Annotated in this window: 19 protein-coding genes; 10 read left to right on the plus strand and 9 right to left on the minus strand. The window is 65.7% G+C overall.

Annotation, left to right across the window (positions count from 1 at the left end; translation table 11 throughout):
- Positions 1 to 203 precede the first annotated feature (203 nt).
- The 4 genes from B5F88_RS07190 to B5F88_RS07205 all read left to right on the plus strand — a co-directional run bounded on the left by B5F88_RS07190 (position 204) and on the right by B5F88_RS07205 (position 5,277).
- Complete coding sequence (locus B5F88_RS07190; protein ID WP_087343579.1) at positions 204 to 1,721, plus strand: YifB family Mg chelatase-like AAA ATPase; 1,518 nt, start codon at positions 204 to 206, stop codon at positions 1,719 to 1,721.
- Between the two features lie 50 nt (positions 1,722 to 1,771).
- Positions 1,772 to 2,938: a tRNA uracil 4-sulfurtransferase ThiI gene (gene thiI / locus B5F88_RS07195; RefSeq protein WP_087343582.1), complete on the plus strand. Its 1,167-nt coding sequence runs from the start codon at positions 1,772 to 1,774 to the stop codon at positions 2,936 to 2,938.
- Positions 2,939 to 2,975: 37 nt separating this feature from the next.
- On the plus strand, positions 2,976 to 4,232 hold the full coding sequence (locus tag B5F88_RS07200; RefSeq protein WP_087343584.1) for a competence/damage-inducible protein A: 1,257 nt from the start codon (positions 2,976 to 2,978) through the stop codon (positions 4,230 to 4,232).
- 271 nt (positions 4,233 to 4,503) lie between these two features.
- Positions 4,504 to 5,277, plus strand: a complete 774-nt coding sequence (locus B5F88_RS07205) for a hypothetical protein (protein ID WP_087343587.1) — start codon at positions 4,504 to 4,506, stop codon at positions 5,275 to 5,277.
- A gap of 55 nt (positions 5,278 to 5,332) precedes the next feature.
- On the opposite strand, the gene mnmA is transcribed toward B5F88_RS07205, so the two are convergent.
- From mnmA to B5F88_RS07220, 3 genes are read right to left on the minus strand one after another with little or no spacing between them, the layout of a single operon-like run.
- Positions 5,333 to 6,337 carry a tRNA 2-thiouridine(34) synthase MnmA gene (mnmA, locus tag B5F88_RS07210; RefSeq protein WP_087343589.1) on the minus strand — a complete coding sequence of 335 codons (1,005 nt, stop codon included), beginning with the start codon at positions 6,335 to 6,337 and terminating at the stop codon, positions 5,333 to 5,335.
- A 9-nt stretch (positions 6,338 to 6,346) separates the two neighbouring features.
- Positions 6,347 to 8,152, minus strand: coding sequence for a tRNA uridine-5-carboxymethylaminomethyl(34) synthesis enzyme MnmG (gene mnmG, locus B5F88_RS07215; RefSeq protein WP_087343592.1), 1,806 nt, complete (start codon positions 8,150 to 8,152; stop codon positions 6,347 to 6,349).
- Positions 8,153 to 8,160: 8 nt separating this feature from the next.
- Positions 8,161 to 9,054 carry a YegS/Rv2252/BmrU family lipid kinase gene (locus tag B5F88_RS07220; protein ID WP_087343596.1) on the minus strand — a complete coding sequence of 298 codons (894 nt, stop codon included), beginning with the start codon at positions 9,052 to 9,054 and terminating at the stop codon, positions 8,161 to 8,163.
- Between the two features lie 161 nt (positions 9,055 to 9,215).
- On the opposite strand from B5F88_RS07220, the gene B5F88_RS07225 reads away from it, so the two are divergent.
- Positions 9,216 to 9,926 carry an AzlC family ABC transporter permease gene (locus B5F88_RS07225; protein WP_087343634.1) on the plus strand — a complete coding sequence of 237 codons (711 nt, stop codon included), beginning with the start codon at positions 9,216 to 9,218 and terminating at the stop codon, positions 9,924 to 9,926.
- Complete coding sequence (locus B5F88_RS07230) at positions 9,920 to 10,252, plus strand: AzlD domain-containing protein (protein ID WP_087343599.1); 333 nt, start codon at positions 9,920 to 9,922, stop codon at positions 10,250 to 10,252. The genes B5F88_RS07225 and B5F88_RS07230 overlap by 7 nt, the downstream gene beginning before the upstream one ends.
- 211 nt (positions 10,253 to 10,463) lie before the next feature.
- Here the strand turns inward: B5F88_RS07230 and B5F88_RS07235 are convergent, their stop codons facing one another.
- The 6 genes from B5F88_RS07235 to B5F88_RS07260 are packed head-to-tail and all read right to left on the minus strand — an operon-like array spanning position 10,464 to position 15,956.
- Positions 10,464 to 11,294: an Mrp/NBP35 family ATP-binding protein gene (locus tag B5F88_RS07235; protein WP_087343601.1), complete on the minus strand. Its 831-nt coding sequence runs from the start codon at positions 11,292 to 11,294 to the stop codon at positions 10,464 to 10,466.
- Positions 11,295 to 11,327: 33 nt separating this feature from the next.
- Positions 11,328 to 12,275, minus strand: coding sequence for a nucleoside kinase (locus tag B5F88_RS07240; protein ID WP_087343604.1), 948 nt, complete (start codon positions 12,273 to 12,275; stop codon positions 11,328 to 11,330).
- Between the two features lie 3 nt (positions 12,276 to 12,278).
- Positions 12,279 to 13,766: a coproporphyrinogen dehydrogenase HemZ gene (gene hemZ, locus B5F88_RS07245; protein ID WP_087343607.1), complete on the minus strand. Its 1,488-nt coding sequence runs from the start codon at positions 13,764 to 13,766 to the stop codon at positions 12,279 to 12,281.
- Positions 13,767 to 13,795: 29 nt separating this feature from the next.
- The gene (locus tag B5F88_RS07250; RefSeq protein ID WP_087343610.1) at positions 13,796 to 14,401 is read right to left on the minus strand and encodes an MBL fold metallo-hydrolase; all 606 of its coding nucleotides are present in this window, start codon (positions 14,399 to 14,401) and stop codon (positions 13,796 to 13,798) included.
- A gap of 17 nt (positions 14,402 to 14,418) precedes the next feature.
- The gene (dtd, locus tag B5F88_RS07255) at positions 14,419 to 14,862 is read right to left on the minus strand and encodes a D-aminoacyl-tRNA deacylase (protein WP_087343612.1); all 444 of its coding nucleotides are present in this window, start codon (positions 14,860 to 14,862) and stop codon (positions 14,419 to 14,421) included.
- Positions 14,863 to 14,888: 26 nt separating this feature from the next.
- Complete coding sequence (locus B5F88_RS07260) at positions 14,889 to 15,956, minus strand: alanine racemase (protein WP_087343615.1); 1,068 nt, start codon at positions 15,954 to 15,956, stop codon at positions 14,889 to 14,891.
- Between the two features lie 153 nt (positions 15,957 to 16,109).
- Here B5F88_RS07260 and miaB point away from each other — a divergent pair, with 153 nt between their 5' ends.
- From miaB to mutL, 4 genes are all read left to right on the plus strand, one after another.
- Complete coding sequence (gene miaB / locus B5F88_RS07265) at positions 16,110 to 17,516, plus strand: tRNA (N6-isopentenyl adenosine(37)-C2)-methylthiotransferase MiaB (protein ID WP_087343619.1); 1,407 nt, start codon at positions 16,110 to 16,112, stop codon at positions 17,514 to 17,516.
- Positions 17,517 to 17,557: 41 nt separating this feature from the next.
- The gene (gene mutS / locus B5F88_RS07270) at positions 17,558 to 20,158 is read left to right on the plus strand and encodes a DNA mismatch repair protein MutS (RefSeq protein ID WP_087343622.1); all 2,601 of its coding nucleotides are present in this window, start codon (positions 17,558 to 17,560) and stop codon (positions 20,156 to 20,158) included.
- A gap of 33 nt (positions 20,159 to 20,191) precedes the next feature.
- On the plus strand, positions 20,192 to 20,890 hold the full coding sequence (locus B5F88_RS07275; protein WP_242959675.1) for a type II CAAX endopeptidase family protein: 699 nt from the start codon (positions 20,192 to 20,194) through the stop codon (positions 20,888 to 20,890).
- 159 nt (positions 20,891 to 21,049) lie between these two features.
- Positions 21,050 to 22,225 (plus strand): DNA mismatch repair endonuclease MutL (gene mutL, locus B5F88_RS07280; RefSeq protein ID WP_242959677.1); only part of this gene is annotated, 1,176 nt, incomplete at its 3' end.

Below are 22,225 nucleotides of genomic sequence, written 5' to 3' on the forward strand. Positions count from 1 at the left end.
GCCAAACAAGGGGGGTGGGGAGCGAATAAAAATAAAACCAGAGGTACTGAAACAGCCAGTTTAAGAAGTTCCCCTGATCACAGGGTCAGCTGCGGCCGGACAAGGGCCCTCCGGGGCCGCCGGTCAGGCCCTTTCCACCGGAGCGCAAGTGTGGTATAATCAACCATCAGGAAGCGGTATACTGGAAAAAGGGCGGTGATGTTGTGCTGTGCGAGGTGCGCTCTCTGGGATTGTCCGGGGTGTCGGGCTACGAGGTGCGGGCGGAGTGCGATCTGTCCGCCGGCCTGCCCGCCTTTGAGATTGTGGGCCTGCCAGACGCGGCGGTGAAGGAGGCCCGGGACCGGGTGCGCTCTGCCGTCAAAAACTGCGGCTTCACCTTTCCGGTGTCCCGCATTACGGTAAATCTGGCCCCCGCCGACCGGAAAAAGGGGGGCACCATGTACGATCTGCCCATCCTGGTGGGGGTGCTGGCCGCCGGGGGCCAGCTCAAGCCGCCGGAGCCGGGCAGCGCCTTTGTGGGGGAGCTGTCCCTGTCGGGCAGGCTGCGGCCGGTGCCCGGCATGCTGCCCATGGCCCTGGCCGCCAAAGCGGCGGGGATCACCACCTTATATGTGCCCGCCCCCTCCGCCGCCGAGGCCACCCTGGCCGGGGGACTGACGGTGTACCCGGTGGAGGACGTGGGCCAGCTGGCCGCCCACCTGCGGGGGGAGGCCCCCCTCTCCCCCGCCCAGGTCTGGATCCCCGGGGCGGAGGAGCTGAACTCCCCCGACTTTGCCGACGTGAAGGGCCAGGACAACGCCAAGCGGGCCTTGGAGATCGCCGCCGCCGGCGGGCACAATCTGGCCATGGTGGGCCCGCCGGGGTCGGGCAAGTCCATGCTGGCCCGGCGGCTGCCGTCCATCCTCCCCGACCTCTCCCGGCGGGAGGCCATGGAGGCCACCGCCGTCCACTCGGTGCTGGGCCTCACCGACGCCCAGCATCCCCTGCTGCTCAAGCGGCCCTTCCGCGCCCCCCATCACTCCATCTCGGCCACCGGCATGGCCGGCGGCGGCTCCCCCATCCCCCGGCCGGGGGAGATCTCCCTGGCCCACAACGGGGTGCTCTTTCTGGACGAGCTGCCCGAGTTCCACAAGGACGTGCTGGAGACCCTGCGCCAGCCCCTGGAGGAGGGCCAGGTGGTGATCAGCCGGGCGGCGGGCAGCGAGAAATTCCCCGCCCGGTTCATGCTGGTGTGCGCCATGAACCCCTGCAAGTGCGGCTGGTACGGCTACGGCAGCCGGTGCCGCTGCACCCACCAGGCGGTGGAAAAGTACCTGGGCAAGCTGTCGGGGCCCCTGCTGGACCGCATCGACCTGTATGTGGAGGTGCCGCCCCTGGAATTTGAGGAGCTCTCCCGCCGGAGCCAGGGGGAGTCCTCCGCCGCCATCAAGGCCAGGGTGGATGCCGCCCGGGCCATCCAGGCCGCCCGCTTCGGCGCCGACGGCCCGGCGTGCAACGCCCAGATGGGCCCCAGGGAGCTGGCGGAATTCTGCGCCCTGGACGGAGCGGGCTCGGCCCTCGTCCAGGGGGCCTTTGACCGGCTGGGCCTCACCGCCCGCAGCTACGACCGGATCCTGCGGGTGGCCCGCACCATCGCCGACCTGGACGGGGCGGCGGGCATCGGGGTGGACCACCTGGCCGAGGCCATCCAGTACCGGGAGAGCGCCCACCTGCGGCGCTGAGCCGGCGTATAATGAAATATCTATCAAAACATAGATAAGGAGAACGAACATTGAACGAGATTATTTTGCTGAAGCTGGGGGAACTGGTGCTGAAGGGCCTGAACCGGCGGACCTTTGAGGACCGGCTGATCGCCAACGCCAAGCGCCGCCTGCGGCCCCACGGGGACTTCAAGGTGTACTCCAAGCAGTCCACCATGTACGTGGAGCCCAAGAACGACCAGTGTGATATGGACGGGGCCTGGGAGGCCATGACCAAGCTGTTCGGCGTGGTGGGGCTCAGCCGGGCCCGCTCCTGCGAGAAGGACGCCGACGCCATGCTCCGTACCGCCATTGAGTACCTGGGGGACAAGCTGGCCGCCGCCCGTACCTTTAAGGTGGAGTCCAAGCGGGCGGACAAGAGCTTTCCCATGACCTCCATCCAGCTGTCCCAGTACGTGGGGGGCGAGCTGGACGAGAAGTACCCCAACCTGAAGGTGGACGTCCACCACCCGGAGCTGACGGTGTATCTGGAGGTGCGGGATTACGCCGCCTACGTCCACGCCGATCCGGAGCCGGGAGCCGGCGGCCTGCCGGTGGGGGTGGGAGGCCGTGCGGTGAGTCTGCTCTCCGGCGGCATCGACTCCCCGGTGGCCTCCTGGATGATCGCCAAGCGGGGCATTGCCCTGGAAATGGTCCACTTCTTCTCCTACCCCTACACCTCCGAGGAGGCCAAGCAGAAGGTGCTGGATCTGGCCAAGCTGCTCACCCCCTGGTGCGGGCGGCTCACCGTCCATGTGGTGCCCTTCACCACCATCCAGGAGGAGTTGAGGCGCAAGTGCCCCGAGGAGCTGTTTACCGTCCTCATGCGCCGCTTCATGATGCGCATTGCCGAGGCGGTGGCCGCCCGGTGTGGCGCCGGAGCCATCGTCACCGGCGAGAGCCTGGGCCAGGTGGCCAGCCAGACCATGGAGGCCATGCGGGCCACCACCGCCGTCTGCTCCCTGCCGATCCTGCGCCCCGTGGTGGGCATGGACAAGGAGGAGATCGTCCGCATTGCCCGCAAGATCAACACCTTTGAGACCTCCATCCTCCCCTACGAGGACTGCTGCACCGTGTTCACCCCCCGCCACCCCCGGCTGCGCCCGGTGCTGGGGGAGCTGGAGGCCGCCGAGGCCGCCCTGGACGTGGAGGGCCTGGTAAAGGCCGCCGTGGACGGCATCGAGCGGGTGCAGGTGTAACCCCGATTCCCCAATCCAACAAAGGAAGTGCATTCCCATGTCTCATACCGCCGAGCTCATCGCCGTGGGCACCGAGCTTCTGCTGGGCAACATCGCCAACACCGACGCCCAGATGCTCTCTCAGGGCCTGTCCGCCCTGGGCATCAACGTCTACTACCACACCGTGGTGGGGGACAATCCGGAGCGGCTGAGGGCCGCCGTGGAGACCGCCAAAACCCGGGCGGATATCATCCTCACCACTGGCGGCCTGGGCCCCACCTGCGACGATCTGACCAAAAACGTGCTGGCGGCGTGCTTTGGCAAAAAGCTGGTGTTTCATGAGCCCTCCGCCCAACGGATTGAGGCCTATTTCCGCAACCTCCACCCCGACCGGCCCATGACCGAGAACAACTACCAGCAGGCCATGCTGCCCGAGGGCTGCACTGTGCTGGAGAATGATTGGGGCACCGCCCCCGGCGTGGCCTTTGAGGCCGACGGCGTGCGGGTGATCATGCTGCCCGGCCCGCCCCGGGAGTGCAAGGCCATGTTTACCCACCGGGTAGTGCCCTACCTGAAGGAGCTGTCCGACGGGGTGATCGCCTCCCGCACCCTGAAGCTGATCGGCATCGGGGAGTCGGCCATGGAGGCCCAGCTGCGGGATAAAATGAACGCCATGACCAACCCCACCCTGGCCCCCTACGCCAAGGAGGGGGAGTGCGAGCTGCGTATCACCGCCAAGGCGGACACCGAGGGGGCGGCCCACGCCCTCATCGACCCGGTGGAGGCCGAGCTGAAGGCCCACTTCGGGCCCCTGGTGTACGGGGTGGACGTGCCCAACCTGGAGCGGGTGGTACTGGACGGCCTGAAGGAGAAGGGTCTCACCCTGGGCACCGCCGAGAGCTGCACCGGCGGGCTGGTGGCCAAGCGGTTTACCGACCTGCCCGGAGCCTCCGCCGCCTTCCGAGGGGGCGTGGTGAGCTACGCCACTGAGGTGAAGCACACTGTCCTGGGGGTGGACCAGGCCCTGCTGGACCAGTACGGCGCAGTGAGCGAGCCGGTGGCCCGGGCCATGGCGGAGGGCGCCCGGCGGGTGCTGTGCTGCGACCTGGCCATCTCCACCACTGGCGTGGCGGGCCCCGACCCTGACGAGCGGGGCAACCCGGTGGGGCTGGTGTTCATCGCCCTGGCCACCCCAGAGGGCACCTGGGTGCGGCAGGTCCACCTGTCCATGGGCCGCCAGCGCATCCGCCACATCGCCGCCAGCCACGGCTTTGATCTGGCGCGGCGGTATCTGAACGGTCTGGAGTTGAAATAACGAAACGGGGCCTGATGCAGGTGAACTGTATCAGGCCCTTTTTATGTATTTCGGGCTGTAAGCGTTAATTTTCTCTCAAATATGCCGATGGTATAAACAGAGAGAATCTTCCATTTCCAAGGATCAATGAGAAGGGGTGAACACGGTGTTTGTGTCCAATCTGACTCCGTTTGCCCAGGGAGCTTGGGGCGGTAACCCGTCCATACAGGTAAACGGTTCGCAGAGTGAAGTGTTAAGAAAGAACTGGCCGGCCCAGGATGTGCTTGGCCGGGTGGCGGAGAATTTCCAGGAGGCTCAAAATCAGACCACCCTCCGGGACCGTGTGGAGCTGCGGCTTTCCTCGGTTCTGGAGACGCAGAACTCCGTTCTGGAAAATCTGCCCACCGGGGTTCTGGAAGTGTATGCGTCGTTCATGCAGATTATGAAGGTCCAGGCCGACAGCGCCTGGCAGGCGGTGACCGAGTACCAGGATCAGCTCTCCGCCTTTGACCAGACCATACAGGAATATCAGGATATGCTGGACGGCAAGACGGCTCTGCCGGAGCAGATGAGCCTGGAGCAGGTACAGGCCATGCTGGACCTGGTCAAAGAGACCAGGGATACCTTTTTGCGGAAGGGCGCAGCCGAAGTCAACGGGTATTTGTCCATTGCTCAGGATCTGGCGGACTATGACCTGACCAATAAAGCGGTCTCGGCGGCGTTGGGCCAATCCAACCCCCTTTCTGGAAAGGGCACGGATTTTTGGCGCATTGACCCCAACGCCCAGGATATCTATGGCGAGATTGACCGGGTGCTGGGGGCGGTGGAGGAGCTGTCGCAGACCTACGGGGACAGCTACTCCGCGCTGAACAGCGAGCTCAAGCGCCGTGACGACAGCAGCTACTTTTACAAATATGACCGCCCCTCCCAAAACACCCAGGCCGGCGACCGGCCCAAGGAATATGTGCTCAAGGAGCTTCTGGAGCGTACCTGGTGGGAATTCCGCGACAAGAGCCGGGATATTTCCAATCAGCTCTACAGACAGAACGGACAGCTCACGCTGTAAGAAAGCAGATGGGGCCCATTGCCTGAACGGCAATGGGCCCCATTTTTCTGTTTTGCTACAGGATCCAGGCCGACCCCACTACGGCGTCCCCCTGGTAGAATACCGCCAGCTGCCCCGGTGTGGGGGCCCGGGCGGGGGTTTTCATGTCCAGCCGGATCCCCTCCCCATCGGAGGACAAAACGGCCTCCTGCTCCGTCCGGGAGTGGCGCAGCCGCACCGTCACCTCCATGGGCCCGGTCAGGCCGTCAATGGCGAGCCAGTTGGGCTGGGCGCCATACACCACCTCCCGGCCCAGGTCGGACCCGTCGGAGAGCACCACCTCATTTGTCTCCGGCCGGATGGCCGACACATAGTACCGGTGGGGCCCAGATACCCCCAGTCCTCTCCCCTGACCCAGGGTGTAATGGTGAATCCCTTTATGCTGCCCCAGCACCTTTCCACAGTTATCCACATAGTTTCCCACAGGTGTGGAAAACCCATGCTCCTCCAGCCAGGCGGCGTAATCCCCGCTGGGAATGAAGCAGATTTCCATGGAGTCGGGCTTGTTGGCCACCGGGATGCCGAACTCCCGGGCCAGCTGCCGCACCTCCCGCTTTTCGTACATTCCCAGGGGAAAGATTACTTTTTGCAATTGGGCCCTGGTGAGCCGGGCCAGCATATAGGACTGGTCGTTGGCGGGCCTTCCCTTTTTCAGCACGCCGTTGTCCACATTGGCGTAGTGGCCGGTGGAAACATAATTGGCCCCCATCTCCTCCGCCAGACGAAACAGGGCGGGGAACTTCACCGCCGGGTTGCACATGGCGCAGGGCAGCGGCGTGCGGCCCGCCAGATACCCGGCGGCAAAGGGGGCGCAGACCTCCCGCTCCAGCTCCTGCCGGATGTCGGCGATTTTCAGGGGGATGCCCAGCCGGTCCGCCACGGCGGCGGCGTCCTCCCTGCCGGAGCCCCCCAGGCCGATGTCCAGATAGAGGCCGGTGACGGCAAAGCCCTGCCGCTGCAAAAGGGTGGCCGCCACGGCGGAGTCCACCCCGCCGGACAGGCCCAAAACAATGGGTTCCATATCTGCTCCTTACTTCTCCAAAAATACCAGCAGCACGGCGATATCCGCCGGGCTGACCCCGGAAATGCGGCTGGCCTGTCCCAGGTTCAGCGGCCGGATCTGATCCAGCTTCTGCCGGGCCTCCAGCCGCAGGCCCTCCATGTGGAGGTAGTCCAGGTCGGGGGGCAGGGGCCTGTCCTCCATCTTCCGCTGCTCCGCCACCTGGCGCAGCTGCCGGTCGATGTACCCCTGGTATTTCACCGCGATTTCCACCGCCTGGGTGATCTCTGTGGATAACTCCGGCCGCCCCGGGTCCACGCCGGCCAGGCTGTCGTAGCTGTTTTCCGGACGGCGCAGCAGATCGCACAGCCGCCCGTCTCTGGTGCCGGTGTGCTCCAGGCGCTTGATTTCCCGGTCCACGGCGGCATACTTGGCCTCCACCTCCGCCAGCCGCTGGTCGCTCACCAGCCCGATGGCGTGGCCGATGGGGCACAGCCGCCGGTCGGCGTTGTCCTGCCGGTGGAGCAGCCGGTACTCGGTGCGGGAGGTCATCATCCGGTAGGGCTCGTCGGTGCCCTTGCTCACCAGGTCGTCGATGAGTACCCCGATATACCCCTGATCCCGGCGCAGGATCAGCGGCTCCCGGCCCAGAATCTTCAGCGCGGCGTTTACCCCCGCCACAAAGCCCTGGACGGCGGCCTCCTCATACCCGGAGGAGCCGTTGAACTGCCCGGCCCCGTACAGGCCGGGCACTTTTTTGTGCTCCAGGGTGGGCAGAAGCTGGGTGGGGTCCACGCAGTCGTACTCGATGGCGTAGGCCGGGCGGGTCATCTCGGCCTCCTCCAGGCCGGGGATGGTGCGGAGCATGGCCACCTGCACGTCCTCCGGCAGAGAGGAGGAAAAGCCCTGGATGTACAGCTCCTCGGTGTTGAGCCCCATGGGCTCCACAAAGAGCTGGTGCCGGTCCTTGTCGGGGAAGCGGACCAGCTTGGTCTCAATGGAGGGGCAGTACCGGGGGCCCACCCCCTCGATGGTGCCGTCGTACAGGGGGGAGCGGTCCAGGTTGGCCCGGATCACGGCGTGGGTCTGTTCATTGGTGTAGGTCAGCCAGCACACCGCCTGATTTTCCGGGGGGATTTTGGTCTCAAAGGAGAAGGGCAGCACCTTCTCGTCCCCCGGCTGGAGCTCCATTTGGGAGAAATCCACGCTGCGGGCGTTGACCCGGGGGGGCGTGCCCGTTTTGAACCGGCGGAGGGACAGCCCCAGCTTTTTCAGACAATCGGTGAGGGCGTTGGCGGCGGCCAGGCCGTCGGGCCCGGAGTCCCGGGCCACCTCCCCCACGATGGTGCGGCCCCCCAGGTAGGTGCCCGAGGCGATAATGGCGGCCTTCACCTGGTATACCGCCCCATAGACGGTGCGCACGGCGGATACATGTCCGTCCTCTGTCAGAATGTCGGTGACCTCCGCCTGCTTTACCCACAGGTTCTCCTGCTTTTCCAGGGTGTGCTTCATCACCTCCTGGTACCGCCGCCGGTCGGCCTGGGCCCGGAGGGACCACACCGCCGGGCCCTTGCCCCGGTTCAGGAGCCGGTACTGGATGCAGGCCCGGTCGGCGGCCTTGGCCATCTCGCCCCCCAGGGCGTCCAGCTCCCGCACCAGATGGCCCTTGCCGGTGCCTCCGATGGCCGGGTTGCAGGGCATGTTGCCCACCGCGTCCAGATTGACGGTAAAGCACAGGGTCCTGAGGCCCAGCCGGGCGGCGGCCAGGGCCGCCTCAATTCCAGCGTGGCCGGCGCCGATCACCGCCACGTCATAACGTCCCGCTTGATAGTCCATCTTCTCTCTTACGCTCCGTGTACAATGGTCACCGCCCGCTTGCGGTTGATAATCTCCGCCTGCCGGTGGGTGCCGCCGAACTCCCCGTCCAGGGTCCAGTCCAGAGGCTCCTGGCTGACGATGCGCAGCTTGCTGGTGCGGAAGCAGGTGACCAGCCCGCCCTCGTCGTCGGCCATGTTGGCCAGGGCCTTGAAGATGCCCTGGAGCTGGAGGGGGTTCTGGGGCTGGCGCACCAGGGCCACCTCAAACAGCCCGTCGTCCAGGGCAACCGGCTGGGCGGGAGTGCCCTTGAAGCCCCCCACCGAAATGGTGTTGGACACCATGCCGTAGCAGAAGCCGTCGGACACCGTGCCTCCGTCGTACTCCACCGTCATGGGGTGGGGCTGGATGGAGCCCAGCCGGGTGGCCCCCTCCATCACGTAGGCCAGGTGGCCCAGCAGATTCTTGGCCTGCTGGGGGGTGTTGTAGGCCACGTCGGTAAAGGCTCCGAAGGCGGCCACATAGAGAAAACTCTGGTCGTTGAAGGTGCCGATATCCACCGGCCGGGGCGCCCCCGCCGCCGCCACCGCGGCGGCCTCGTTCAGGGTGCCGGGCAGGCTCAGGTTTTTGGCGAAGTCGTTGGTGGTGCCCGCCGGGATGTACCCCACCTCCGGCCGCTCCCCCTCCGGCAGGGCCATCAGGCCGTTGACCACCTCGTGGAGGGTGCCGTCGCCGCCAGAGCATACGATGCGTTTGAACTCCCCCGCCCGCGCCCGGGCGGTGTCAGTGGCGTCTCCGGGGCCCCGGGTGGGGTGAACCGTCACGTCCCAGTGTTCGGTCAGCGCGTCCAGGATCGGGGCCAGCTTGCCCCGCAGCATCCCCTTTCCCGCGTGGAGATTGTAGAGAAACAGAAGTTTGTCCATAGGTTCGCTCCTCAGAATGGTTTATTGAGTATTATACAGATTTTTCTGGAAAATACAATGCGCACTGTGTAGGGGGACAAAATTGTGCCGCCGGTATTGCTTTTCCCAGCTAAAGTGTGTAAAATGGAACACCGACCAAACAGAGAAAGAAGTGGATGAACATGGACCGCAAAGCGCTTGCCGCCGCCTTTCCGGTGACGGTGCCGGTGCTCATGGGCTATCTGGCCATCGGCATGGCCTTCGGCTTCATGCTCCAGGACATCGGATATAATTTTATCTGGGCCTTTTTCATGAGCCTCACCATCTACGCCGGGTCGGGGCAGTACCTGGGGGTGAGCCTGCTGGCGGCCGCCGCCTCTTTGGGTACCGTGGCTCTCATGACCCTGCTCATCAACTTCCGCCATCTGGTGTACGGGCTGTCCATGCTGGAGAAGTTCCGGGGCATGGGCTGGCGGAAGTTCTATATGATCTTTTCCCTTACCGACGAGACCTATGCCCTGCTGTCCTCCGCCCAGGCCCCGGTGGGGGTGAATCCCAAGAACTTCTATTTCGCCATCGCCCTGCTGGACCAGAGCTACTGGATTCTGGGCTCGGTGATCGGCGCGGTGGCGGGGGCGGTGCTCCCCATCAGCACCGAGGGCATCGACTTCGCCATGACCGCCCTGTTCGTGGTCATCGCCGTGGACCAGTGGAAGGCCTACGCCAGGCACCTGCCCGCCCTGCTGGGCGGCATCGTCACCATTGTATGCCTGATGATCCTGGGGCAGGTCTTCGGCCAGCAGCAGATGCTGATCGTCTCCCTGGCCGTCATCGTGGTGGTGCTGCTGGTGCTGCGGGACCGGCTGGAGGAAAAGGAGGAGAAATCATGCTGACTACCGCCGGAGCCATCGCCGCCATCGCAGTGATGGCCGTCGTCACCTTTCTCACCCGGGCCCTCCCCTTCCTGCTCTTTGACCGGGGCTCCTCGCCCCCCAAGCTGGTGCTCTACCTGGGCCGGGTGCTCCCCCCCGCCATCATCGCCATGCTCATCATCTACTGCCTGAAGGACCTGTCCTTCCTCTCCCTGGGGGGCTGGGCCCCCCAGCTCATCTCGGTGGCGGCGGTGGTGGCCCTCCACCTGTGGAAGCACAACAACCTGCTGAGCATCTTCGGCGGCACCATCCTGTACATGGTACTGGTACAGACGGTGTTCGCGTAACGAAAAAAGGGCGGGCGGCCGGTGGGCCGCCCGCCCTTTTTTTGCCCAAATGCAGAAACACAGGCCCGCCGCCTACGCGGGCCTGTGTTTCCGGAATTGAAAGAAGAGAGGAAAGAGAGGGAGTGTGGTCTTTTTGACCACGGTTTTATCCTAAAGCCCGGCTGTGAACCTGTTTTGAACCGAATGTGAACGATTTGTGAAAATCCGTCCCTTATCCTTCCTGCTCCGCCAGAGCCTGGGCTACCTGGGTCAAATAGTTGTGCTCCAGCTCCTCAATGCGGCCGCTGTCGCAGGCGGCGGCCACCGCCGGGTCGATGGGCAGCTGGGCCAGCACCTTCAGCCCCAGCTCTTTGGCCACCTGCTCAATGCGGCTCTCGCCGAAGATGGCGTGGCGCTTGCCGCAGTCGGGGCACTGGAAGTAGGAGTAGTTCTCCACCAGGCCCAGCACAGGAATGTGCATCATCTCGGCCATCTTCACCGCCTTGGTGACGATCATGCTCACCAGGTCCTGGGGAGAGGTGACCACCACGATGCCGTCCACCGGCAGGGACTGGAACACGGTGAGGGGCACGTCGCCGGTTCCGGGGGGCATATCCACAAACAGATAGTCCACGTCCCCCCAGATAACGTCGGTCCAGAACTGCTTCACCGCCCCGGCAATGACGGGGCCCCGCCACACCACCGGGTCGGTCTCGTGCTCGGTGAGCAGGTTCAGGCTCATGATCTCAATGCCGGTGCGGGTCTCGGCGGGGTAGATGCCCAGCTCGCTGCCCTCGGCCCGGGTGTGGATGCCGAAGGCGGTGGGGATGGAGGGGCCGGTGATGTCGGCGTCCAGCACGCCCACCTTCTTGCCCAGCCGGCGCATGGCCACCGCCAGGGAGGAGGTCACCAGGCTCTTGCCCACGCCCCCCTTGCCGCTGACCACGGCGATGACCTTGCCCACGTGGGACAGGCCGTTCACCGGCACCTGGAGGTCCTGGGGAGCGGTGCGCTCGGCGCAGCTCTCCCCGCAGGTGGAGCAGTTGTGGGTACATTCTGACATGTCGTTCTGCCTTCTTTCGTAAATGGTGGGTTTTCAGGAATAGTGATAGCTGCCCCCGCCGATGAACTCCCGGATCAGGGACTCCCCGGACACCAGCGCCGGGTCCAGGGGGGCGAAGTACCGGAAGGAATCCACCAGGTCGTGGAACTCCTTGTACCGGGGGTTGTCCCCAGGCACCTGGTCCACCGCCTTGCCCAGAACGTCGGCGTAGTTGGCGAACACCGCCGGCTCGTAGGGCAGGGAGGAGTCGATGATGATGTTGGCCCGGTTTTTGAAGGGGGATATGTACATTTTCTCCCCCCGGCGCACATTATACCACATCATCAGGGTTTCCAGCAGGTCGGTGCCCCGGAAGTTGTAGTCCCGCACCGCCCGGCGGGAAATGCGCATCCAGGTGCCCTTGAAGCGCATCTCCTCCCCCTCCAGCACGTTGGAGCGGGCGGAGATGTACAGCCCCGTGGCCTCGGGATGGCGGCTGAAGATGTCGTCGTTGAGGGCGTGAATACCCTCGAAAATGGCGATCTCGTTCTTGTCCAGCTTCAGGGGGGTGCCCCGGCTGTCGTTGCGCATCTGCCGGGCGAACTCAAACTTGGGCACGATCACCCAGTCCCCCCGGGAGAGCCTGGTGAAGGTGTCGTCCAGCAGCTCCATGTCCAGCAGCGTGGGAGACTCGAAGTCGATGTCCCCCTCCGGCGTCCGGGGGGCGGTCTTGCGGTTGAGGGTCTTGAAGTAGTTGTCCATGGAGATGGTGTGGGTGTTCACCCCACGCCGCTTCAGCTCCTGCTCCAGCTTGAGGGCGGTGGTGGTCTTGCCCGAGCCGGAGGGGCCGGACAGCAGCACGATGGGGCTGACCTTCATCCGCTCCAGGATGCGGTCCACGGCGGCGTCGATGCGGCTCTGATAGGCGGCGTCACACTGCTCCAGAAAGCCCTTGGGGTCGGTCTCCAGGCCCCGGTTGATGTCGCTGAGCTGATAGGGCATACGTTATCCCTCCTGTTCTGACTGGTAGAAGCGGACCGCCTGGGCCTTTTCGGCGCACACGGCGTCGATCCGCTCCAAATATTCCTTGGGGTACTTGGGGTTGGCGATGCGGACAATGCGCCCGGCCGCCGGGTCCACCAGCTTGGTCATGCCGCCGCCCCCCAGAGACAAGATGGTGTGCAGCTCCTCCATCATGCAGATGTTGTACAGGCTCTCGGTGCCCGGCAGGCACCAGCCCACGTTCTCAAAGGAGCCGGACATATACTTCTGCCGGTACAGGTAGTAGGGCGCCTGCCCCGCCGAGCGCAGGGCGGCCCAGGCGTAATCCAGCATGGCGGCCACGTCGCCCCCGGAGGGGATGGCGGAGCCCTCCTCCATGAGCCGGGAGCCCTTTTTCAGGGCCAGGGTGTGGACGGTGATATTCTCCGGGGCCAGCTCCAGCACCCGGTCCAGGGAGGCGCGGAAGCCGTCCGGCGTGTCGGCGGGCAGTCCGGCGATCAGGTCCATGTTGACGCAGGGGATACCGCTCTCCCGCACCAGGCGGAAGGCCTCCAGAATGTCGGCCGAGCGGTGGGCGCGGCCCATGGCGGAGAGCACATGGTCCTCCATGGTCTGGGGATTCACCGACACCCGGCCGCACCCCCGCTTTGCCAGCACCGCCAGCTTTTCCCGGGTGATGGTGTCCGGCCGGCCGGCCTCCACCGTGTACTCGGTGCAGCCGGACAGGTCCATGCGGTCGGAAAGCTCCCCCATCACCCGGTCCAGCTGCTGGGCCGTCAGGGTAGTGGGGGTGCCGCCTCCGAAGTAGATGGTGCGCACCTTTAGCCCCGCCTCCTCCAGCACCCTGCCGGTGGCGGCGATCTCCCGGGACAGGGCCTCCAGAAAGGGGTCGATGAGCTTCAGGGACCGGCCCACGTCGGCGGAGACAAAGGAGCAGTAGGCGCACCGGGTGGGACAGAAGGGGATGCCCACATAGAGGGACACCTCCTTTGGCTGCAAGGAGGCCGAGGCCGCCAGGGAGGCTTTGGCGCAGTCCATGGCCAGCGCCCGCCGGAGGGGGGAGACGTGATAGGTGTCCTTCAGCACCCGCTCCGCCTGGGCGGGGGTGGCTCCGGCCAGCATGGCCTTGGTGGGGATCTTCACCGGCCGCACCCCGGTGAGGGCCCCCCAGGGGGGCTCATAGCCCAGCAGGGCGGTGCCCGCCTGGTAAAAGGCCAGCTTTAAAATCTGCTGAAAGGCCCGGTCCCGGGCCACCTTGTCCTCCGACCGGGGCAGGGGGCACCGCCGGGTTTTCCGGCAGGATTGCCCCCGCCAGGTGAGGGCGGCGGTGGCGGTGGCCCACTGGTTCCCCAGGCTGAGGGAGAGAATCAGGTGGTCCTCCCCTTCCTGCGGCCGCCCGGCGGGGTACTCCGGCCGCTGATCTTGAAAGAGGGTCAATAACATCTGCTCGGCGGCGTATTTGTAGTCGTGGCCGTGAAAATAGAGTTTCATGGCGTGGAAAATCCTTTCCTGGGAAATGGTCAGGCCATGGCCTCCCGCATATAGTAGTTGGTTTTCCGCTCGGTCTCCAGGGTGGAGGCCCCCATGTGGCCGGGGAGCACGTGGTAGTCCCCGGGCAGCTGGCCCAGCCGCTTGAGGGAGGCCATCAGCTGCTCGTAGGAGCCGCCGGGGAAGTCGGTGCGGCCCATGGAGCCCTGGAACAGGGTGTCCCCGGTGAACAGGGCCTCTCCCGCCTGCAGGCACACCCCGCCGGGGGTGTGGCCGGGGGTGTGGAGCACCGAGATGGTCAGGCTTCCCAGGGTGAGGGTGTCCCCCTCCCCGTAGGGCACGGTGTCCACCCCGATGGCGGGGAACACCTGGGTGCCCAGCAGCTGGGCGTCGGCGGGATGGAGGTACACCGGCACGCCGGGCAGGGCCCTGCACAGCTCGGCCACCCCGCCGGTGTGGTCAAAGTGGGCGTGGGTCAGCAGGATCAGCTTGATCTCCACCCCGTCGGCCTTGGCCCGGTCCAGGATGCGGGCCCCCTCCCCGCCGGGGTCGATGACGGCGGCGGCGTTGGTGCTCTCGTCCTCCAGCAGATAGCAGTTGGTGCCGATGGGCCCCACCTGCAGCACGGAAATTTTCATGGGAATTTACCCCTTTCTCACATCTGATCGGTGTCCAGCAGAATGGTCACCGGGCCGTCGTTCTGGGAAAAAACCTGCATGTCGGCGCCGAACTCGCCGTGCTGGACGGTAAAGCCCCTGGCGGCGCACTCGGCCATGAACTTCTCATACAGGGGAATGGCGATGTCCGGCTTGGCAGCCCCGGTGAAGCCAGGGCGGCGGGATTTGGTGTCGGCGTACAGGGTGAACTGGCTCACCACCAGCAGGCTCCCCCCCACCGCCTCCAGATTCAGGTTCATCTTCTCGTTCTCGTCCTCGAAGATCCGCAGGCCGCACACCTTGTCGGCCATTTTCACCGCCTGGGCCTCGGTGTCGGTGGGGGCCACCCCCAGCAGTACCAGAAAGCCCTGGCCGATCTCCCCGTTCACCTTGCCGTCAATGGTGACGGAGGCGTTTTTCACTCTGGTTACAACCGCGCGCATAGCGTAACATTCCTTTCTCAGCGTTCTCAGCGGTATTCCCGCATAAAACCCCTGGCGAACAGGGGGTCGATGTCAAACACCGCCTTGTCTCCGGCGGAGCACTTCAGGTCGGTGACGTCCACGATGGTCTCGATGGCGCCGATGCCACCCAGCACCCGGGCCTTCTGGCCGTTGATCCGGACGGTGCGCTTCCGCCGGGCCAGCCACCGGCGGAAGGCCACAAACAGGCCGTCGGTGCGGGGGCGCACCAGGCCAAAGCCGTTCTGGTAGCCCACCGGCAGCACCGCCACCCGGACGGGCCGCTTGAGGGCCTTAGGGTGGTCGCCCCCCACGGTGTGGCCCTTGGGTAGCCACCGGGTCTCCTCAATGCCCACCTCGCCGTAGCCCACCCGGCGCAGGTTGTCCCCCCGCCGCCGGCGGCACCGGCCCAGCAGGGCCGAGCCCGCCCGCACCCCGTCCAGACGGGCCTGGGCGCAGTGGAGCAGGGCGTAGGACCCGGCGGCATGGACGATGCCGGTCTCAAACCCGGCGGCGCGGATGGCGTCCACCGCCTGGGTGAAGTCGGCCAGCTGGCCGTCCAGATCCTTGCCGTTGGGCTTTAAGGTGTGCAGCTGGGTACACAGGCCGGACACCGCCACGTTGGGCAGGTTGCGGTACACTGAGAGGATTTTTTCCGGCTCCTCCGCCAGAAAGCCGCCAAAACCCATGCCGGTGTCAATCTGGATGTGGGCCTCGGCCACGGTGGAGCGGCCCTCCGCCACGGCGTTGAGGGCCAGGCCGGTGTCCACCGAGCCGATGGTACACACCACGTTCAGGTCCAGGAACTGCTCCAGCTCCTCCCGGTCGGTGGTGGGGCGGAGCATGAGGATCTCCTCCTCCACAAAGCCCGCCTTGCGCAGGGCGGCGGCCTCCGCCACCTCGCTGACGGCGAAGCGGCCGATGCCCTCCTCCCGGAGGACCCGGGCCAGCTCCACCAGACCGGCCCCCTGGCCGTCTCCGGTGAGCACGGCGTAGATCACGGCCTCCCCCGCCCGCTCCTTTACCACCGAGATATTGTGTTTGAGCGCGTCCCGCTCGATGACCAGTGTTTTCAAGCCGTCCGCCGCCTTTCTCCATTGGGAAATTCCAAGTGCCTCTATTATATACGCTGGCAAAGTTTCCGTCAATGAAAAGGGCTTGCCGCTTGTGTTTTCCCGGGAAAAGTGGTATCATTTTAAATTAAGACCCTATCATTTGGAGGAACTGCTTTGAACCAACAGACCACAATCATCACCCCCCAGGAAGTGGAGCGGCAGCGGGAATTCTGCCAGAAGATCCACGAGCGCAACGCCGCCCGGCCCACCCCGCCGCTGGCCTTTGTGGACACCTACGGCTGCCAGCAGAACGAGGCCGACTCCGAGCGGCTGCGGGGCTACCTGCGGGAGATGGGATATGAATTTACCGACAGCGAGGCCCAGGCTGACCTGATCCTCATCAACACCTGCGCCATCCGGGAGCACGCCGAGATGCGGGTGCTGGGCAACGTGGGGGCCCTGGTCCACACCAAGCGGGCCAAGCCCGGCCAGCTCATCTGCGTGTGCGGCTGCATGGCCCAGGAGCCCCACCGGGCCCAGAAGATCAAGGAGAGCTACCGCCAGGTGGACCTGGTGTTCGGCCCCCATGCCCTGTGGCGGTTCCCCGAGCTGCTGCACCGGCTGGTGACCCGCCGGGGGCGGATCTTCGACATCACCGACGAGCCCGGCTCCATCGCCGAGGGCATCCCGGTGGCCCGGCAGGACAGGGTGAAGGCCTGGGTGTCCATCATGTACGGCTGCAACAACTTCTGCACCTACTGCATCGTGCCCTACGTCCGGGGCCGGGAGCGCTCCCGCCGGCCGGAGGTGATCCTGGAGGAGATCCGGGGCCTGGCGGAAGAGGGATACAAGGACATCACCCTGCTGGGCCAGAACGTCAACTCCTACGGCAAGGACCTGGAGGAGCCCATGGACTTTGCCGACCTGTTGAAGGCGGCCGCTGAGATCCCCGGGGACTTTCTGCTGCGCTTCATGACCAGCCACCCCAAGGACGCCTCCCAGAAGCTCTTTGACACCATGGCCTCCTCCCCCAAGATCGCCCCCTGCTTTCACCTGCCCTTCCAGGCGGGCAGCGACCGGGTGCTCAAGGCCATGAACCGGGTATATGACCGTGCTGGCTATCTGGACAAGGTGCGCCGGCTGCGGGAGGCCATCCCCGACGTGGTGATCACCTCCGACGTGATCGTGGGATTTCCCGGGGAAAGGGCCGAGGATTTTGAGCAGACCATGACCTTGCTGGACGAGGTGCGCTTTGACGCCCTGTTCACCTTTATCTACTCCCCCCGGGTGGGTACCCCCGCCGCCAAGATGGAGGACCCGGTCTCCAAGGAGGAGAAGGCGGCCTGGTTCCAGCGGCTGGTGGAGCGGCAGGACCAGATTTCCGAGGAAAAGCACGCTGCCTATATCGGCAGGACGGTGCGCTGCCTGGTGGACGGCGCCGACGACAAGGGCCTCACCGCCCGCACCCCCAGCAACCGGCTGGTGCGGCTGACGGGGGATGAGTCCCTGATCGGCCAGTTTGTAAACGTGAAGATCACCGGGGCCAACAAGTGGTCCCTCACCGGGGAGCCGGCGGAATAAGGGCCGCCCCCCATTTCAATGCTTAGAACAGGAGAACCGCTATGCCGTCGGAACTGACCCCCATGATGAAGCAATATGTGAAGATGAAGCAGCTCCACCCGGACTGCATCCTGTTTTTCCGGCTGGGGGATTTTTACGAGATGTTCCAGGAGGACGCCAAGCTGGTGTCCGCCGAGCTGGACCTCACCCTCACCACCCGGGACCGGAACAAGCCGGCGGAAGAGCGCACCCCCATGTGCGGGGTGCCCTACCACTCCGCCGACGCCTATATCGCCCGGCTCATCGCCAAGGGGTACAAAATCGCCATCTGCGAGCAGATGGAGGACCCGGCCGCCGCCAAGGGGCTGGTGGACCGGGACATCATCCGCATCGTCACCCCCGGCACGGTGATGAACGCCTCCATGCTGGAGGAGGGGCGGAACAACTTCATCTGCGCCATCTACCGGGACTCTGCCGGCACCGGCCTGTGCGTGTGCGACGTGTCCACCGGCGAGCTCTCCGCCGCCTTCTTCCCCGCCGGAGCGGAGGGGGAGGAGCGCCTGTACAACGAGCTGGGCCGGATCGGGCCCCGGGAGGCCATGCTGTCCGACGGGGCCTACAGCGACACCGCCCTGGTGGATTTTTTGACCCAGAAGCTGGACTGCCGCTGTGAAAACGGAGGGGAGGCCCGGTTCCGGGCGGATGCCGCCCGTGCCGCCGCCGAACAGCAGTTTACCTCCGGGCTGGAGGCTGTCCCCCAGGGGGCGGAGGGGGCGGTCCAGGCGGCGGGCGGCCTTCTGAGCTACCTGTACGAGACCCAGAAAACCGACCTGTCCCACATCACCACCCTGACCTGGCTGGCCGCCGGGCAGTACATGGAGCTGGACCTCACCGCCCGGCGCAACCTGGAGCTCACCGAGACTCTGCGCTCCAAGGAGAAGAAGGGCAGCCTGCTGTGGGTGCTGGACAAGACCCGCACCCCCATGGGCCACCGGCTGATCCGGGCGTGGATGGAGCGGCCCCTCCTCTCCCCCGTGGCCATCGGCAAGCGGCTGGGGGCGGTGGAGGAGCTGGTGGGCGACCCCATCCGCCGGGAGGAGCTGAGTGCCACCCTGCGGGAGGTCACCGACCTGGAGCGGCTCATCGGCCGCATTGTCTACGGCACCGCCGGGGGCCGGGATCTGGTGTCCCTGGCGGCGGGCCTGGGCAGGCTGCCCCGGCTGCGGGAGCTGCTGGAGGGCTCGGCGTCGTCGCTGCTGTCCGCCCTGTGCCGGGCCCTGGACGACCTGCCCCAGCTGCGGGAGCTCATCTCCTCCGCCATTGTGGACGAGCCCCCCTTCTCCGTCCGGGAGGGCGGCTTCATCCGCCTGGGCTACGACGCCGAGGTGGACCGGCTGCGGAGCATCCTCACGGGCGGCAAGGACCTGGTGGCGGGCATCGAGGCCCGGGAGAAGGAAAAGACCGGCATCAAGAGCCTGAAGGTGGGCTTCAACAAGGTGTTCGGCTACTACATCGAGGTGTCCAAGTCCTACTACGACCAGGTGCCCGACACCTATATCCGCAAGCAGACCCTGACCAACTGTGAGCGGTTTATTACCCAGGAATTAAAAGACCTGGAGCACGAGATCCTCTCCGCCCAGGACCGGGTCTGCGCCCTGGAGTTCCAGCTCTTCTGCCAGGTGCGGGAGCAGGCGGCCGCCCTGGTGGGGGCCATCCAGCACTCCGCCGCTGCCGCCGCCCAGGTGGACGTGCTCACCTCCTTCGCCAACGTGGCCGCCGAAAACGGCTACTGCCGCCCCCAGGTGGACCAGTCCGACTGCCTGGAAATTGTGGAGGGCCGCCACCCGGTGGTGGAGAAGGTGCTCAAGCACAGCCTCTTTGTCCCCAACGACACCCACATGGACGGCGGGGCGCACACGGTGGCCATCATCACCGGCCCCAACATGGCGGGCAAGTCCACCTACATGCGGCAGGTGGCCCTCATCGTCCTCATGGCCCAGATGGGCTCCTTCGTCCCCGCCCGCTCCGCCCGGGTGGGGGTGGTGGACCGGGTGTTCACCCGCATCGGGGCCAGCGACGACCTGAGCGCCGGCCAGTCCACCTTCATGGTGGAGATGACCGAGGTGGCGGAGCTTTTGAAAAACGCCACGTCCAAGAGCCTGCTCATTCTGGACGAGATCGGCCGGGGCACCTCCACCTACGACGGCATGGCCATCGCCCGGGCGGTGCTGGAGTACTGCGCCGACAAGAAGAAGCTGGGGGCCAAGACCCTGTTCGCCACCCACTACCACGAGATTACCGCCCTGGAGGGGGCCATCCCCGGGGTGGAAAATTATCATATTGCCGCCAAGAAGAAGGGGGACGACATCCTCTTTCTGCGCAAGATCGTCCGGGGGGGCGCCGACCAGAGCTACGGCATCGAGGTGGCCAAGCTGGCCGGGGTGCCGGGCAAGGTCATCTCCCGGGCCCGGCAGATCCTGGCCGAGCTGGAGGCGGGGGGCCTGGCGGCGCCCGCGGCCCCGGCGGTTCCGGTCTCCGACCAGGTGACCCTGGCCGACATGGGGGGCAGCGAGGTCACCCGGCGGCTGCAGCTGGTGGACCTGAACACCCTTACCCCCATCGAGGCCATGAATCTGCTCTTTGAGCTCAAACAGATGGTATAAGGACCCACCCCACGGGACAAGGAGGGAAACGTGATGAACAACCGGCAGCGCCGCCCCTGGCGGCCCCAGCTGACCCAGGCCGAAATGGGCCGGGGCTGGGTATTTTTTGCCCTGTACGTCCTCCTGTTTCCCTGGGTGATGGGCTGGGTCCAGCGCTCCTTCCACGGGGAGCTGCCGGTGGCCGAGGCCAACGTGGTCTACTACCTGCTGTCGGCCACCCTGGTGTTCCTGGTGTTCTGGACCTTTTTGAAGCACGGCTTTCATCTGCTGCTGGACTGGCTGCCGGAGAACCTGTTCGCCTTCGGCACCGGCCTTGCGGGGTGGGCGGTGCTCTCCTTTCTGGTGTGGCTGATCCCCCTGCCGGTGGAAAACCCCAACCTGCTCAGCTACCCGGAGCAGTACGCCCTGGCTCCCCTGGCCACGGTGGTGATCCTGGTGGTGCTCATGCCGGTGGTGGAGGAGCCCCTGTTCCGGGGCCTGCTCTTCGGCACCAGCCGCCGGTACAGCCGGATTCTGGGCTATCTCCTCTCCACTCTGGTGTACGCCCTGTACTGCGTGTGGCAGTTTGTCTACGCCTACGGCACGGTGGATTTCCGCTACCTGCTGCTGATGGTGGAGTATCTGCCCATGTCCCTGGCCCTGACCTGGTGCTACGACAACGGCGGCTCCATCTGGAGCCCCATCGCCCTGCACATGGTCATCAACGCCGTTACCCTGGTACGGGCCCTGTAAGGCCCCCGGTTAGAAAGTTGGTAGGTTTATGCTCCACATCCCTCGCGTCCCCGTAAACGGGAACGCTCTCTCGTTCCGCTGTGCCTCCTCTCCCCACGGGAACCGCTGTGCTGGGTTCCCGCGGGGGCCCCATTTTCCCGGTAGAAAGTTGGTACTTCTATGCCCCACATTCAACAACTAGACTCCCATGTGGCCGACCTGATCGCCGCCGGCGAGGTGGTGGAGCGGCCCGCCAGCGTGGTGAAGGAGCTGATGGAGAACGCCATCGACGCCGGGGCGGACAAGCTGACGGTGGAGATCCAGCACGGCGGCATGGCGCTCATCCGGGTCACCGACAACGGCTGCGGCATCGCCCCGGAGGAGGCCGCCACCGCCTTCCTCCGCCACGCCACCAGCAAGCTGCGCACGGAATATGACCTGGAGGCCATCGGCACCCTGGGCTTCCGGGGGGAGGCCCTGGCGGCCATCTCCGCCGTATCCCGGGTGGAGCTGCTCACCCGCACCCAGGCCCATGAGCTGGGCTGCGCCCTGTCCCTGGAGGGGGGCGTGGTGGTGAGCCAGGAGGAGGCGGGCTGCCCCCTGGGCACCACCATGGTGGTGCAGGACCTGTTTTACAACACCCCTGCCCGGCTGAAATTCATGAAGAAGGACTCCGCCGAGGGGGCGGCCTGCTTCGCCATGGTCCAGCGGGTGGCCCTGTCCCACCCGGAGGTGGGGGTGAAATTCCTCCGGGACGGCAAACAGGAGCTGCTCACCCCCGGCGACGGCCAGCTCAAGTCCGCCCTGTACGCCGTGCTGGGCCGGGACATGGCCCTGGGCTTCACCCCGGTGAAGGGCTCCGGGGAGGACATGAGCGTAACCGGCTTTGTCTCCCTGCCCACCTGCTGCCGGGGCAGCCGGGGCTACCAGCACTTTTTCGTCAACGGCCGGTATGTGAAAAGCCGCACCATGATGGCCGCCCTGGAGGAGGCCTATGCCAACCAGAAGATGGTGGGCAAATTCCCCGGCTGCGTTCTCCACCTGACCACCAGGCTCAACGCGGTGGACGTGAACGTCCACCCCACCAAGCAGGAGGTCAAGTTTGGCAGCGACAAAAAGGTATTTGACGCGGTGTATTACGCCGTCAAGTCCACCCTGGAGGCCGACCGCACCCGGCCCTCTGCCGTGGCGGAGTCCCCCGCTCCCCGGCTGATCCCCAAACAGGCCGTGGATACGGTGACCCCCAACCAGACTACCCTGCCCCTGCGGGATACAGCTGCCACCAGAACGGCGGCCCCCTATGTTCCCCCCGCTGTGAGCAGACCCGCGGCCCGGCCTGCGGCGGTTTCCGTCCCC

Source organism: Flavonifractor sp. An306 (genome assembly GCF_002159455.1).
Lineage (GTDB): Bacteria > Bacillota > Clostridia > Oscillospirales > Oscillospiraceae > Flavonifractor.